Origin of the sequence: Aquisalimonas sp. 2447, assembly GCF_012044895.1 — a bacterium.
Lineage (GTDB): Bacteria > Pseudomonadota > Gammaproteobacteria > Nitrococcales > Aquisalimonadaceae > Aquisalimonas.
Genome location: NZ_CP050695.1, coordinates 1,521,770 through 1,535,912, shown reverse-complemented (window position 1 = coordinate 1,535,912; position 14,143 = coordinate 1,521,770). Strand labels below are relative to the sequence as shown.

The 14,143-nt window shown below is 57.4% G+C and carries 8 protein-coding genes; 2 read left to right on the top strand and 6 right to left on the bottom strand.

All coding sequences use genetic code 11. The features are described from left to right. Nucleotides 1-48: 48 nt before the first annotated feature. Both KU884_RS18950 and KU884_RS07235 read left to right on the top strand, forming a co-directional pair. Nucleotides 49-1,872, top strand: a complete 1,824-nt coding sequence (locus tag KU884_RS18950) for a site-specific DNA-methyltransferase (RefSeq protein ID WP_167782029.1) — start codon at nt 49-51, stop codon at nt 1,870-1,872. 1 nt (nt 1,873) lies between these two features. After that, a complete protein-coding gene (locus KU884_RS07235; protein ID WP_167782028.1) occupies nt 1,874-4,459 on the top strand; it encodes a DEAD/DEAH box helicase in 2,586 nt (861 codons plus the stop codon). Between the two features lie 65 nt (nt 4,460-4,524). Here the strand turns inward: KU884_RS07235 and KU884_RS07230 are convergent, their stop codons facing one another. Genes KU884_RS07230 through KU884_RS07205 form a run of 6 tightly spaced genes read right to left on the bottom strand, consistent with a single transcriptional unit; the run spans nt 4,525 to nt 13,938 of the window. Next, the gene (locus KU884_RS07230) at nt 4,525-7,527 is read right to left on the bottom strand and encodes a type III restriction-modification system endonuclease (RefSeq protein WP_167782027.1); all 3,003 of its coding nucleotides are present in this window, start codon (nt 7,525-7,527) and stop codon (nt 4,525-4,527) included. Nucleotides 7,528-7,542: 15 nt separating this feature from the next. After that, on the bottom strand, nt 7,543-7,824 hold the full coding sequence (rhuM, locus tag KU884_RS07225; protein WP_254432205.1) for a RhuM family protein: 282 nt from the start codon (nt 7,822-7,824) through the stop codon (nt 7,543-7,545). After that, nucleotides 7,727-7,957, bottom strand: a complete 231-nt coding sequence (gene rhuM / locus KU884_RS07220; RefSeq protein WP_217351435.1) for a RhuM family protein — start codon at nt 7,955-7,957, stop codon at nt 7,727-7,729. Before rhuM (KU884_RS07220) ends, rhuM (KU884_RS07225) begins: the two co-directional genes overlap by 98 nt. Nucleotides 7,958-7,975: 18 nt before the next feature. Then, nucleotides 7,976-9,955, bottom strand: a complete 1,980-nt coding sequence (locus tag KU884_RS07215; protein WP_167782026.1) for a site-specific DNA-methyltransferase — start codon at nt 9,953-9,955, stop codon at nt 7,976-7,978. 18 nt (nt 9,956-9,973) lie between these two features. Next, complete coding sequence (locus tag KU884_RS07210) at nt 9,974-10,726, bottom strand: DUF4391 domain-containing protein (RefSeq protein WP_167782025.1); 753 nt, start codon at nt 10,724-10,726, stop codon at nt 9,974-9,976. Continuing rightward, nucleotides 10,726-13,938 carry a helicase-related protein gene (locus KU884_RS07205; protein ID WP_167782024.1) on the bottom strand — a complete coding sequence of 1,071 codons (3,213 nt, stop codon included), beginning with the start codon at nt 13,936-13,938 and terminating at the stop codon, nt 10,726-10,728. The genes KU884_RS07210 and KU884_RS07205 overlap by 1 nt, the downstream gene beginning before the upstream one ends. Between the last annotated feature and the right edge of the window lie 205 nt (nt 13,939-14,143).

Here is a 14,143-nt window from a genome sequence, read left to right as displayed (position 1 = left end):
CAACGCATCGATGCGACAATCATCGCGGTCCAATGTGGAGGTCTCTTCTTGACAGAGTTGAATTTCAAGGGCAAGGAGTTCGTCTGGAACCATCACCTAACCGTAGCCTTTCGGCCTCTCAAACCACACCCGGAGAAAGGGATCGGAGATTCGGCGCTGGACAGCAATCTTCTCATCCACGGCGACAACCTCCACGCACTCAAGGCTCTTCTGCCAACCTATGCCGGCAAGGTGGACTGCGTGTTCATCGACCCGCCCTACAATATCGGAAAAAAAAACAAAGAAGGCGGATGGTCCTACAACGACAATGTCAACGCCCCGATGATCCGGGAATGGCTGGCGGAGAACCCGATCGGGAGCGAGGACGGCCTACGGCACGACAAATGGTGCGCGATGATGTGGCCGCGACTGCGGCTCCTCCATGAACTGCTCTCGGATGAGGGGACCCTATGGATGACCCTCGACGGGAACGAAGCGCACCGGGCCAAGCTGATGCTCGACGAAATCTTCGGCGAGGACTGTCATCTTGGGACCGTTGTCTGGGAGAAGTCTGACAGTCCCCGGATGGACGCGGAGGTGTTCTCCACTAGCCATGACTACCTGATCGCCTTTGCGAAAAGGCCCGGGGCGATGATTTTTCATAAGCTTAAATCAGATGAAACTAATCCCCCAGACCATTACAACCGACGAGATGACGATGGGCGTCTCTACTACATCAAACCTCTGCGGGCGATGGGGGCCGAAGACCGACGAGAAGATAGACCTAGTATGTTCTTTTCGTTGGTAGATCCAGACGGAAACGATATCTTTCCTTGCCGGTCAGACGGCTCTGAGGGCAGATGGAGGTGGCAACGAGGCACGATTGAGAAGGAGAAAGAAAGAATTGAGTGGGTCAAAACGCGAAACGGTTGGAGCCCTCATTTTCGGGTTTACGCTGACAGCAGTAATGGGCGCCCTCCCGGAACGATCTGGTACCATGAGGACGTCGGCAGCTCGCGTGCCGGCATAGGCTTGATAAATAAGATTTTCGGGATGAACCCATTCGATAATCCCAAACCGATCGGACTGGTCAACCGAGTCCTTGAGATCGCAACTGAGCGAGATTCGATTGTACTCGACTCTTTTGCAGGGTCCGGAACTACCGGGCATGCAGTCCTCGAAGCAAACGCTTTTGATGGCGGTGATCGTCGCTTTATTCTCGTGGAAATGGAGGATTACGCCGATAAGACAGCGGAGCGTATCCGTCGCGTTATTTCGGGGTATACCTTTACTGGCGTGGTAAAAACCAGACTTCACAAGGAGAAGCTGAATTGGACCAAAGTGAAGCACTCCGACCGCCTTATCGAGTCGGTCGAGAACATCAAAAGTCTGCGTGGCCATGAGCATGACCGTGTTAAGCCGACACTGGACGGTGACGAACTGGTCGTCACCGGCGAGACGCGTATAAAGCAGCGCACAAAGGGGCTTGGTGGCACCTTCACCTACTGCACTCTCGGCCCGCCGATCGAACTGGACAAGATCCTGACCGGTGAGGCGCTACCGGAGTGGGACGCACTTGGCGGGGTGTTGTTTCACGCTGCCACCCTCAAGCCATTCGACCCGGCCAACGCGAACGCCGAGACTGGCTACGTCGGCGCGGGGCCCGATCGGCATGTCTGGCTCCTCTACACGCCGGACAGGGGGTGGCTGCGTTCACCTGAAGCTGCGCTGACTCTCTCTCGCGCGAGAGAGATCCACGAGACGGACCCGGCGACCCGCCACCTCGTCTTCGCCCCGGCACGCCACGTAGCGCAGAAGATGCTCGATGAACAGGATCTGAACGTGGAGTATGCGCCGCTTCCCCTCGCCCTCGACGGGCTGGGAGGGGACTAAGATGCGCACGCTCGATTACCAGATCCGGGTGCTTGACACCTTGGAGCACTATCTCGACACGCTGAAAACGCAGCGAGCTAAGACAGATCGAATCGCGGAGTTGGCCGCTGCCGACCCGGATCTGGGACTCGAGCCGCCCGACTTTAGCGCAAAAGCCTGGGAAAAACTAAAGGAGGCTGGCCGGCTGCCCCGTGGCTGGCGCGATGTCCCATTCTCCGCACGCCTCGACGAGATCGGTCGCCCCGTACCAAGCGTCACTCTCAAGGTGCCCACCGGGGGCGGCAAGACCTTCTTGGCCGCGAACGGCGTGTCGCGGGTGATATCCCGCTATCTCGATGTGAATACCGGATTCGTCCTGTGGATCGTGCCGAACGAGGCGATCTACAGCCAGACCCTGAAACACCTGAAGGACCGTCGCCATCCGTACAGAAAGGCTCTCGACCGCGCCGCGGCGGACAAAGTCAAGATTATGGAGAAATCCGACCGGCTGCATGCGCGAGACGTGGAAAGCCATCTCTGCGTAATGGTCCTGATGCTTCAAAGTTCGAACCGGCAGGATAAGGCGACGCTGCGAATGTTCCGCGACCGCGGCGACGTCCACGGCTTCTTCCCGCCTGAGGGTGAGCAGAACGCGCATGCGGAGCTGATCCGGCGCGTCCCGAACCTCGACGCCTATAACGATGTTTACCCGATGGTGAAGGACTCGCTCGGCAACGCGCTGCGCCTGATCCAACCGATCGTGGTCATGGATGAAGGGCAGAAGGCAACCTCGGACCTGGCCTTCAAGACGCTCTACGGCTTCAACCCGCTCTTCGTCATGGAGCTGACGGCGACGCCGAAGCGTGTGTCCGCTCGACAGGGAGATAATCCACGCCCCGCCCGCGACCCGAACGTGCTCGTCGAAATAACTGGCCGCGAGATCCACGACGAGGGCATGATCAAGATGCCTCTCAATCTGGATCCCCGGCAAGGGACCGACTGGCGCGCCACTCTAGCCGCCGCGAAGGAGCGGCTCGAAAAGGTAACGGCGGCGGCCGACGCATTCCGGGCCGAGACGAGCCGTTACATACGGCCAATCATGCTGGTGCAGGTTGAGCGGACCGGGAAGGAACAGCGCAAGGTCGGGCTGGTCCACGCCGAGGACGTGCGTGAATGGCTTCTCTCGGTAGGCTACAAGGAGAACCAAATCGCGGTGAAGACCTCGGAACAGAACGATCTGCGCCAGCCGGAGAACCTGGACCTAATGTCCGAGCAGAGCGACGTGCGGGTAATCATCACCAAGTCCGCCCTCCAGGAAGGCTGGGACTGCCCGTTTGCCTACGTCCTGTGCTCCCTCGCTGCATCGCGAAACCTCTCGGCCATGACCCAGCTTGTCGGCCGGATTCTTCGTCAGCCTCACGCTCTCAAGAGCGAGGTGGATCTGCTCGACGAGTGCTACGTCGTCACCCACCATGCGGAGACCGCCCGGGTGGTGGACGCGATTCGCAAGGGGCTCGAAGGGGATGGACTGTCAGACCTTGTACTCAACGTTTCTGGAGACCCGGGCGACGCAGGCGCCGGTGGAGGCACCCGCACGATCAAGCGCCGGCCGGAGTTCGAGACCACTGAGATTTTCCTGCCAGAGGTCTTCTGGTGCGATGGGTCCGAGGTCCGGCCGCTCGATTACGAAACGGACCTCCTCTCACGGGTGAACTGGGCTCAGTTCGATCCGTCCGAAGTGATTAGTCGAATCCCGGAGACCGGCTCCGCCAAGCGCGGGCAAATGCGTAGACTTAGCATCAACGAGGACGGGGAAGGGTTCGACGAGGCGGCGATCGGGGACGAGACGCTTGAAACGCTCAAGTTCGACCCGGTTTATGCCGTCCGGGCGCTGATGGACCTATGCCCAAACCCGTTCGTCCTGCGCGATATCGTGGGTGCCACCATAGCCGGGCTGGACGAGCGGGGGCTGTCCCCGGCGCGGATCGGCCAGGCAACGAGCTTGGTCATCGAGGAGCTGCGTCGCGACTTGGAGCAATCGAGGAACGAACAAACGGAGATACTTTTCCGCGAAGATGTCCAGGCGGGACGAATCCGGTTCCGGCTTCGGCTCGACGGGCGGAACTGGCGAATGCCGAAGCAGATGGAGACTCGGCTACCTCCGGACGCGCCGCCATTGATGGACGAGAACGGTGATCTAGTTTCGCGCAGTCTGTTCTACCCATTCCCGGCTGCAGAGCTAAACGCAGAAGAGCGCGGGGTCGCAGTCATGCTTGATGGGAACGAAGCAATCAACTGGTGGCACCGGAACGTCGCGACCGCCGCTAAGGGCTATGGAATCCAAGGTTGGAAGAGGGGACGGATCTACCCGGATTTCATATTTGCGACCGGCGGACGCGAAACGGGCGGCCGTCTCGTCGCGCTCGAAACGAAGGGAGATCATTTGCAGAATCCGGACACGGAATACAAGCGGGAACTTCTTCGGTTTTTGACAGAGGAGTTCCGGTGGGAAGACGCGCCTCCTGCCGGCGAGATCGTTGAGTGTGCTTTAATTCTGATGGTGGATATCCCTACCCACCTGCCCGAGTTAGTCCGTGGCAGGACTTGATGTCAAGCGCTGCGTTCTATCGTTGGGCACGCGACTGATGGATCATCGCTTTACAGAAATTCGCATTACAAAAAGCTGTCTGAGAAGCTTGCAAAATTGTCGCCAACTTGGAACTCGACATCATTGCCAAGCGCCTTGAAATGCGCCTTGCCACACTTGATCTTAGCCTCTTCCGTCGGCCGTAGTGCATCCGAAAACAGACTCCCCTTGGATTCCACAACAAAGTACAGGCGTTCTTGACCGTCGGTATCGACCACAACTGCCCAGTCAGGGTTGTATCTGCCGAGCGGTGTTTCGATATGGAACCACGGTGGCAACTTGGCGTAGACCTTGATCTCATCGTTGCGTTCGAAGGCTTCTGCGAAGTTGGCTTCCACGTCGGAATCGTAGACTACATGGTCGTACACCGACTTCTCGCTCTCCATCATGTTACGGCTGAGGTAACCGGAGAGTTCCTCCTGCTCGAACAGCTCCTGCGCGTAGAAGTGATCTTCTCCGATCTTCTGATACTTGATGCCGTCCACGATGAACAGGCGCATCTGGCGGCGGATAATCTGCAACACTTGCTCAATGAACTTCTGCGGATTGTTGCGGAAGTCATCCAGGCGCTCGCTGCGCACCAAGATCTCCACCAGCGTGCGGCGGGTCAGATTGGTCTCGTTCTGCAGGAAACCAACGATATCAGGTAACTGGAAATCCTTGGCATCGTAGGTTGCTGCGGTCTCTTTGATCGCCTCGGCATCTACGCCTCCCCGGGTGACATCCAGGCGGGCGGTGCGCGTCACAAAGCGGGCCTTGCCTACGCGGAGGCTATCGCGGATCTCCTCGGCGCAGCGTTCGATCAAGGCCTGCACCTCGAAGTCCACCCGGTAAGTCGTGTGATGCTTGATGCGGTCCCAGAGGGCCTTGAAGTCCTCACTCAGATACACGGCCTTGTTGAGGTGCACCTGCCGTCGGTCATCCTTGTTCTGGATCTTCAACCCACCGGCCACCTTGCGCAGTACAGCGGTAATCGCATCGGCCTGTCCGACAGCCTGCTCGGGAAGTGACAACTCGCCGTTCTTGAGGTCCCGCCGCAGGTCATCCTGTACCTTGCCGTTCGCATTGATATAGCCCTGGTCACGCAAATGGCCCCAGACGGCTTCCGAGGCTTCAACTCCAAAGTAACCAGACTCGCCCTGTTCGCTTTCGACAGGAATGCCCGCGAACAAGTGCCTCTCCACCACTCCAAAGCGAATGCCCTCCTCCCGCTCGATTTCGGACTGGAGCTGTCGAGCAAAGTCCTCGTAAGACTCATTCGCCATGACGGTCAGCGTGTTCACGTCGAAACCGTGCACCCGCTCACCATCCTGATTCACCGCCAGGCGGAGGCCTCGCCCAATCTCCTGACGCTTTTTCATGGTGGATTGCGTTTCGTTCAGAGTGCAGATCTGGAAGACGTTCGGGTTGTCCCAGCCCTCCTTCAAGGCGGAATGAGAGAAGATGAACTTGAGCCGCGACTCGAAGCTCAAGAGACGCTCTTTGTCCTGCATGATGAGCTGATAGGCACTCTCGTCGGCCTGAGTCTTCGCCTCACCGCGGGAGTCCTTCAGCAGCGCCTCCCCCTCGGCATCCTTCTTCTTGTCCTGGGCAAAATAGCCGTTGTGCACATCCTGGGCCTCGGTTTCCAGGTCCACCTCACCGAATAGACTCTGGTACTTGGGCTTTCTGGCAGCACGCAGGTATTCCTCCTCGAAGATCCGTGCATACTTCCCGGGCTGGGGGTCACCGTCCTCGTCGTACGTCCGGTAGTTGGCGACGCGGTCGATGAAGAACAGGCTCAGGACTTTGATCCCCCTGGGCTGGAGCTTGAGTTCCTTCTCCAGGTGTTCTTCGATCGTCTTGCGAATCTGCAGCCGCTTGTATTCGTCCTCGTCCACCTGCCCGATCGCCTGACCCAGACGGACAATGTCCGGCCGGCTGGTAAAGCTGACGTACTCGTTGCCAGGTTCGCAGTAGATGTCTTCGATGATGTAGCCGTCATAGACACTACGGCCACCGCTGATATCCAGCAGATCCTCCCCGCTGCGCACCCATTTCGTCTTACGCGCTACCTTGCCACCCTTCTGCAGCACATCCAGCTCAAGCTTGGCACGAACGGGGCTCTTGCGATTATCTACGTCCAAGAGCTTCACGTAGGCCTTGTTGTGGCTGTCCTCGACTTCGATGCCAGACACCTCGATCTGCTTGACCAGCTTGCGCTCGTAGGCATCCACGGAGTCCAACCGATAGAGCATGTGATGCTTGTCCAGATGCGTGGCCGAGTAACGCAAGGTGCACAAAGGATTCAACGAACCGATGGCCTCCCGGCTCTTCTCTGTGCTGGCCACACTCTGCGGCTCGTCAAGAATCACAATGGGATTGGTGGCCTGAATGAACTCGATGGGCTTGTTGCCCGTCATGCGGTCGTGAGGACGATGGATAATGTTCGCTTTGTCTTCTTTCTCCGGATCCTCGAAGCTGCGTCGGAAGGCATCGATGTTGATCACCATAATCTGGATGGTGTCGCTGGTGGCGAAGTTGCGGACCTGACCGAGTTTCTGCGAGTCGTAGACGAAGTAGTCAAACGGAGTGTTGTCATACAGTCCTTTGAAATGCGGCTCCGTCATCTGGAGTGACTTGTACACCCCCTCCTTGATGGCCACCGACGGCACGACGACGATGAACTTAGTGAAGCCGTAGCGCTGATGCAGCTCAAAGATCGACCGCAAGTAGACGTAAGTCTTACCGGTGCCCGTCTCCATCTCCACCGTGAAATCCAGGGAATCCAGCTCGGTCGAAGGGGCAACGCCGTTGCGGAGCTGAATACGCCGGACGTTCTCGAGAATATCCTCCCCCAGAAGGCGGAGCCGATTACCCACACCCAGGTCACCGCTCTCTTGGCCGAAATTCATGGCGAACTGTGGCTCGCCCTTCAGCGGGGCCACGGTGAAGTTGGTCTGGCAGACCTCCTGGCCCTCGAACACGTCCGCGATGCTATCGATCGCCTCGCGCTGGTAGTCCAGACCGGCATCAAACTGAATCTTCATCTCTAGTTCTCTTCTTCATAATTGACGCTGCGCCGAGATCCCTTGCGGGCCAAGTCTTCCAGAGTACGCATGACCTTCTTCTTGACCCTCGCTCTCTTTCACGGCACGGCGACGCTCCTCAAACCGCGCATACTCGTCACGAGCCTTCCGATCCCCCACGCTCTTTCGCACGATCCCATGGGCGCTCAATACCTCACGATCATTGAACTCCGGGAACCGGCCGAGTTTCTCCTGACAGTCCTTCATGAACACCTGCCTGCTTCGCCTGGCCTGATCCTCGGCAAAATCCAGCCACATGTTGAGTCCCTTTGGCACTGGGCTCGTAGTCCGCAGCCACAGCGAAAATCTCCCGCACCCGCAGGTACAACCGGCGCTCGCTGGCGCGGATATCGCGGCTGCGCTCAAGCAGTTGGTCAAAGTAGTCTGGCACACACGCCCCCCCCCTTGATCAAAGACTCTTCACGTCCTCAATGCCCGCCTGAAGGAGTATTTGGACCGCATTGGTCTTCACCACATCGTTCGTAAAACCTGCGTCCCTGAATACCACGCGCATGACTTCCGGCGTTAGCTCGTCTTTGAGGGAGGCGATGCCGTTCACCACCTCCAAGCCGATGTTGTCCCCAAGGCACACAACCAGCGCGCCTGCGCCGGTGATGTAGACGGCCTTGCCCGCTATCTCGCGCTCCTCGATGGGCACGACCAGATCTAGGCCGTACTTGAGCAGTAGCTCATACAACACATCGCTTTCGGTGCGATCTGATTTTATGTTTTCTATATAGTCAAAAAGGGACGCACTCAGATCATAGGCGGTCGGATCCCATGGACGAATGTTGCTTGCGCTAAGTGAAAAAGCTCTGAAGCCCAACCCTAGTCCTTTACTGTTTTCGGCCCCATCACGTTCTGATTCTTTTATAGCTGAACGAAGCCGCGCCATACCGAGTTTCGATATATCTTTATAAGAAGCCGAATTAGTGGGCTCTTGAAGCTGGACAAGCAAGAATCTTCTTTTCTTTTTCATCCTAACATTAGACTCTATCACGGCATGCCCTGTTGTTCCTGAACCGGCAAAGAAGTCCAGCACAAAATCGTCATCACCGCAAACGATATCAATTAATTCTCTAATAACCTCAGAATTTTTCGGAAAAGGAAACTCTCCAGAACCCACTAGGCGCTCAACTTGCAATGTCGCTGATCTTCCATCTTTATAAAAGACGGACCCGAAAGGCTCAACACTAACCTCATTTAAGTAACTCTTCCTATTGGGAATAGTAGACTCATCCAAACCAAAATGTATCCTCGATGGATACTGATTGAGCGCCCATTCTGTTCTTTCTTTATCCCACCGCCAACCGGTTGATGGCTTTCGACAAGGCCGCCCAGTAACCGGGTGTAGTATATCGTGTCGAGGCCGATTAGCGCGCCCATCATCGGGACCTGAAAAGTCTGCCGCAAAATACAAACCTCGATCATCCGACCAGTTATAGTGCTTGTGACTTTTCCTCGGATCACCATCTGGCAACGATCTATACCAAGATTGCATTTCCTTTCTGATTCTATCGTGATTTCCGCCAAAACGCTTCTTCACCTCTTCGTACTTCTCTAGAACCTCTTCAACCCCCTCCTTAGGCCTCCGCCAAAGCCCCGCCTCAATGGTCGCATGTATGTTTTTAGCATAGCATACTATATATTCATGATTATTCGCTATTAACTTAGCGTCACCACGCCTTGTCCTTTGCCATACGACCTGCGAAACGAAGTTCTCCTCACCATATATTTCATCAAGAATTTTCCTGATATTCGGCGCTTCCACATCGTTAATAGAAACAAAAATAACACCGTCTTCCCGCAGAAGGTTACGAGCCAATCGAAGCCGTGGATACATCATATTCAGCCAGTTCGTATGATACCGACCGGAGGACTCGGAGTTAGCTGAAACTTTCAATCCTTGGTCATCAATCTGCCCCGTATAGCGCAGGTATGTATCGAGGTTATCTTGGAATCGGTCCGGGTAGATAAACTCGCCGCCGGTGTTGTAGGGCGGATCGATATAAATCATCTTCACCTGCTTGTGGTAGGACTTCTGGAGGAGTTTGAGCACCTCCAGATTATCGCCCTCGATGAAGAGGTTCCGGGTGGTATCCCAGTTCACCGACTCTTCGGGACATGGCCGAAGGGTTCCGGCGGAGGGGGTCTGCGCAATCTGCCTGGCGCGTGCCTTACCGTGCCAGGTAAAGCTGTACCGCTCGCGTTCGTCTTCGATGTAGTCGCCCAGAATCTTCCGCAGAGCATCGAAATCTACCTTCCAGCGTGGGCCATCCCAATCCGATCCTTCGGTGAAGGCGTCGGGGAATAGCTCGCGGAGCTTATCGATATTGTCCTGGACGATATCCAGAGAGGCGCCATCTTGTTTCGGATTCAGCTTATCCATGTTCTCTCTTGCTCTGGTTTAGAGCCCGGCGGTGGCTTGCCGGAGCTGTTGTTCGATCTGCTTGATGCGGGTGTTCAGCTCCACCTGGCGGTTGAAGCGGGTCTCCTTCTTGATCTCGGCGCGCAGTCTGGAGATCTCCCCTTCCAGCCGGTGGCACTCGGCAAGCGTCTCGCGCCGCTGGCTTTGCCTCTCGGCCGAGGACGGCACGCGATAGTCTCCGGTCAGCCGAGCACAGGCCAAGGCGAGCAGCCGCTGGTGCCAGCCGTGATATAGAGCGTAGTAGTGTGACTGGGGCTGTTGACGCAACGCGAGGCTTTCCAGAAACGTCTGTTCCACAGCATTCGGAGTCCCGCCATCCATCCAGCCGGTAGTCTGGATCTCCTCGGCGACGACCGCCCCACGCTCCGCTCGACTGGCGCGCTTATGGGCCGTGCTCACCGCGAGCCGGTCATTGTGCACGAGGATCAACAGGAGGGGGTAGGGAATGGCCCGGTGAATGATCCCGGCGAGGCGCAGGGCGCACTTTGGCTCCCGAAAGTCGACTTCGACGATTGCCAACTCCGCATAGTCCCGTTCGTTGTCCTGGTATGGGCTGACCGGCAGAGTGCTTGGTTTGAGAGTGTACTGCCAGGTCACCGCCTCCACGTCGTCGGTAAACGCCCGACGGTCCGCCGCCGACGACTCGGCGTTCTCGAAGAAGAGCTTTTTGTACACCCGTTTTCCAAGATAAGCGGCCTCGGGCAGGCCGAGGTGGTCATACACTGAGAGCATTAGCCCGCCTCTTTGCCGTCCAGAACGACCAGGTAGCTCACGACCTCGAAGTCATCCATGCCCTGGAAGCTGTCACGGCTAATCACCGTACCCCCGGGCTGGAACAGACTCTCCACCCCCCGCTCTTCAGCCTTTCCGGTCACGGCGGCCACGGCCCGAGCTAGAAGCGCACGGTAATGGGCCATTTCCCAGCCGTCGCTGGTCGCCCGGTTAAACCGGACAACAGCGCGCTCATCTGGGTAGCCGCGCCCAAGGGTCAAACGTTTCAACCCATCCAAAATGCGGCGCGTATGCGTGAAGTTGAGCTGCACCTCTCCGTCATCGCACACGTACACAAGGTAGTGAGGTGCCAAGGGGTATGTAGGGTCGCCATGGGCGCGAGCGTGCATGTTGCGGAGGCAGAAGATCGCGCCGGGGCCCAAGTCTTCCCCCTCAACGAGATCATCGATGGTCGTAACGGCGAACGCCCCAAGGTGCATACGCTCAAGGTACTCACCGTGCTGCTTGAGGTATTCACCCAGATCCATACGGTAGTCATTGAGCGTGAGATCCGTGATGGAGATTCCATCAGACAGATCCTCAATGCTGGGTACGTCGTTCTGAAGCTGGTGGAGCTGCCGACGACGATACTCCAGATCGTTCATGGCATCGCCTTCGGCGTACTCAATAACGTTCTCTTCGCCGGTAGCGGAAATGTCCAGCAGCACCATCCGGCCGGCGACACGGGCCTCCAGGTCGATGTACTCATCCAGCTCCAGGTTGGGCCAGAAGTTCGTCAGCTGGATCACCTCGTTCGTGGATCCGAGCCGGTCGATTCGGCCGAAGCGTTGGATGATGCGCACAGGGTTCCAGTGAATGTCGTAATTCACGAGGAAATCGCAGTCCTGAAGGTTTTGCCCTTCAGAAATGCAATCGGTAGCGATCAGGATGTCGATCTCCGGTTGCCCCTCGGCACCCCGCTCTTTCGAGACCGGGGAGAATGCCGTGAGGATGGACGGGATATCGCGCCGGAGACCCGGCACGGTGCTGCGATTACCGTGAGTGTGCCCGGTAACCTTGCCCGCGTGCAGACCCAGTGTTTCCAGCGCCCAGTCGGAAAGCTGCTGATAGAGGTACTCGGCAGTATCGGCGAATGCAGTAAACACCAGCGCCTTGCGGTTCCCTGGATTGAAGGGATTCGCCGCCTTCTCCTGGATCTGCGCTTTGAGCTGTTTCAGCTTGGCGTCGCGCTCCGCTGAGACATCTCGCGCTTCGCGCAGGAGCTTCACAAGCTGGGCTTCGTCCTCATCCAGGTCCTGGCGCCAGCGAACGCGGTCGACATCCTGGATGAGGACCTTGATCTTGCTGCCCACCAGGTAGGGGTCGAAGGCGTCGTCTTCTACTTCGATGCCTTCAATGCCCCACTCTTCGATATCGGTGGCGTCGTGATTCTCGAGCTTCTCCTTCAGGTCCCGAACGCCGTCCAGGAGCTTCCCGACGGTCAGGGCAAAGGCGTGGATGGAGCTTTCCATCCGCTTCAGCATATTCACCCGCATAAGGTGAATCAGGCTCTCCTCGCGGTCCTTCTGCTTGAAGATGGAGCCTCCGGCCACCTGCATGTCGTACTTCCGGCTGTACTCCTCGAGTTTCTCCTGGAGAACGTACCGCAGCGGAGCGTAAGCACTGAGGTGAAGCCGCCGGATATCGCGATTGATCTCTCGCAGCTCCGGGAAGTGCCCCTGAAGATCAATCGGCGGATACAGGTTCCTGGGTGAAAGGCGTCGTGGGAAGGCACCGATCTCGCCCATGTCATAGTACTTCTCGATGTGTTTTCGGGACCGGGCGATGGTCAGTCTGTCCAGAAGGCTGAAATAGTCGAAATTGAGCGCCTCGAGAAGATGCTCGGTCTTCCTCCGTTCGTCACTTTCACGTAACCACGCGTTAAAGCGCTTCTGGGCTTTACCGAGTGTGTTGTCGATGCTGGCGATGCCCTCGGGATAAAGCGCATCATCGCGCCCCTCGGTAATGAAGGCGATCTGGTTCTTGAGGTCGTTCATCCGGTTGTTCACCGGTGTGGCCGATAGCATGAGGACCTTTGTCTTCACGCCGGCCTGGATGATGTCGCGCATCAGCCGGCCATAGCGAGTAAGGCCGTCCTTTCTTGGCGGGTTATTCCGGAAGTTGTGGGACTCGTCGATGACGACCAGGTCGTAGTTGCCCCAATTAACGGTCTCGAGGTTGATCTCACCGGACATCCCTCCTTCGCGGGAAAGGTCCGTGTGATTGAGAACGTCGAAGTTGAAGCGGTCTTCCGCGAGCAGGTTTCGGGTATCGTTGACCGTGTAGAGCGTCCAGTTCTCGCGAAGCTTCTTTGGCGCCAACACCAGTACGCGGTCGTTACGAAGCTCGTAATACTTGATGATCGCGAGCGCCTCGAACGTCTTCCCGAGGCCGACGCTATCGGCAAGGATGCACCCGTTGAAACGCTCGATCTTGTCGATGGCGCCGAGCACACCGTCTCGCTGGAACCGGTAGAGCTTGTTCCAGACCCGTGTGTCCTTGATACCGGTCCGAGTCTTGATGATGTTCTCTTCGTCGAGCTCTCCCAAGTAGTCCCGGAACAGGTTGTGCAGGGTCAAGAAGTAAATGAGTTCTGGTGACTTCGTCGCGTACAAGTCGCGGAGTTGATCCAGGAGAGCGGCTTTCGCGTCGCCTCCTGCTGCCGCCTCCTCCCAAATACCGTCAAACCACTGCAGAAGTTGCGCCGCTTCTGCATCACTCTGAGCGACGGAGTTCATAACATGGGCATCGGAAGGTACGACCCCCAGCCCGGCGGTCGTCAACGGGGAGCTCCCGTGAACGGCGAACGTGGTGCCGTCGTTGCTCTCGGCGTGGAACAGATTGTGGGCCGGCGTTGCCCTCGTGCTGCGGACTTCCGCTCGTTCCTCTATCCAACCGGCACAGCGATGAGCGACAGCAGCTGTATCCAGTCGGTTTCTAAACCGTCGGTCTGCCTCTGCTCCGTTGATGCTGATGGCAAGGCTCAGCTCTACATCCCGAGGGTGCTGGGGCAATAGCAGCCTGGTAAGAGCCGTGCGCTCTAGGGCTGCGTTTACAGCAACATAGGCGTGCACCGAGAAGTCACCGGAAAGGCACGACAGCCTACTCCCCTTCTTGGTACCGGCATCAAAGGCCTCTCGGACGGTGCCGTGCCCGCGGTTGTCTATCAGCATCGCATCCCCCGATGTCCGACCTAATCCACGTCGTGATACCAGCACGCTGCATTTAAACGAGACGCTTGTCGAGTCCCTAAGTTGGGTCACTACGTCTCCCCCAATTCCGGGCAAGGCTCACTGAACTTGACCGCGATTTTGAGCTCCCCCCGGATAACTGACCGGTCAAAAGTCCAGGCTTTGATGAATGTGTCCGTGAAAACGG

What these genes read in the sequence shown, in the direction of transcription:
- KU884_RS07235 (WP_167782028.1), top strand. Translation starts at nt 1,874, where the DNA reads ATGCGCACGCTCGATTACCAGATCCGGGTGCTTGACACCTTGGAGCAC.
- KU884_RS07230 (WP_167782027.1), bottom strand. Translation starts at nt 7,527, where the DNA reads ATGAAGATTCAGTTTGATGCCGGTCTGGACTACCAGCGCGAGGCGATC.
- rhuM (WP_254432205.1), bottom strand. Translation starts at nt 7,824, where the DNA reads ATGTGGCTGGATTTTGCCGAGGATCAGGCCAGGCGAAGCAGGCAGGTG.
- KU884_RS07215 (WP_167782026.1), bottom strand. Translation starts at nt 9,955, where the DNA reads ATGGATAAGCTGAATCCGAAACAAGATGGCGCCTCTCTGGATATCGTC.
- KU884_RS07210 (WP_167782025.1), bottom strand. Translation starts at nt 10,726, where the DNA reads ATGCTCTCAGTGTATGACCACCTCGGCCTGCCCGAGGCCGCTTATCTT.
- KU884_RS07205 (WP_167782024.1), bottom strand. Translation starts at nt 13,938, where the DNA reads ATGCTGATAGACAACCGCGGGCACGGCACCGTCCGAGAGGCCTTTGAT.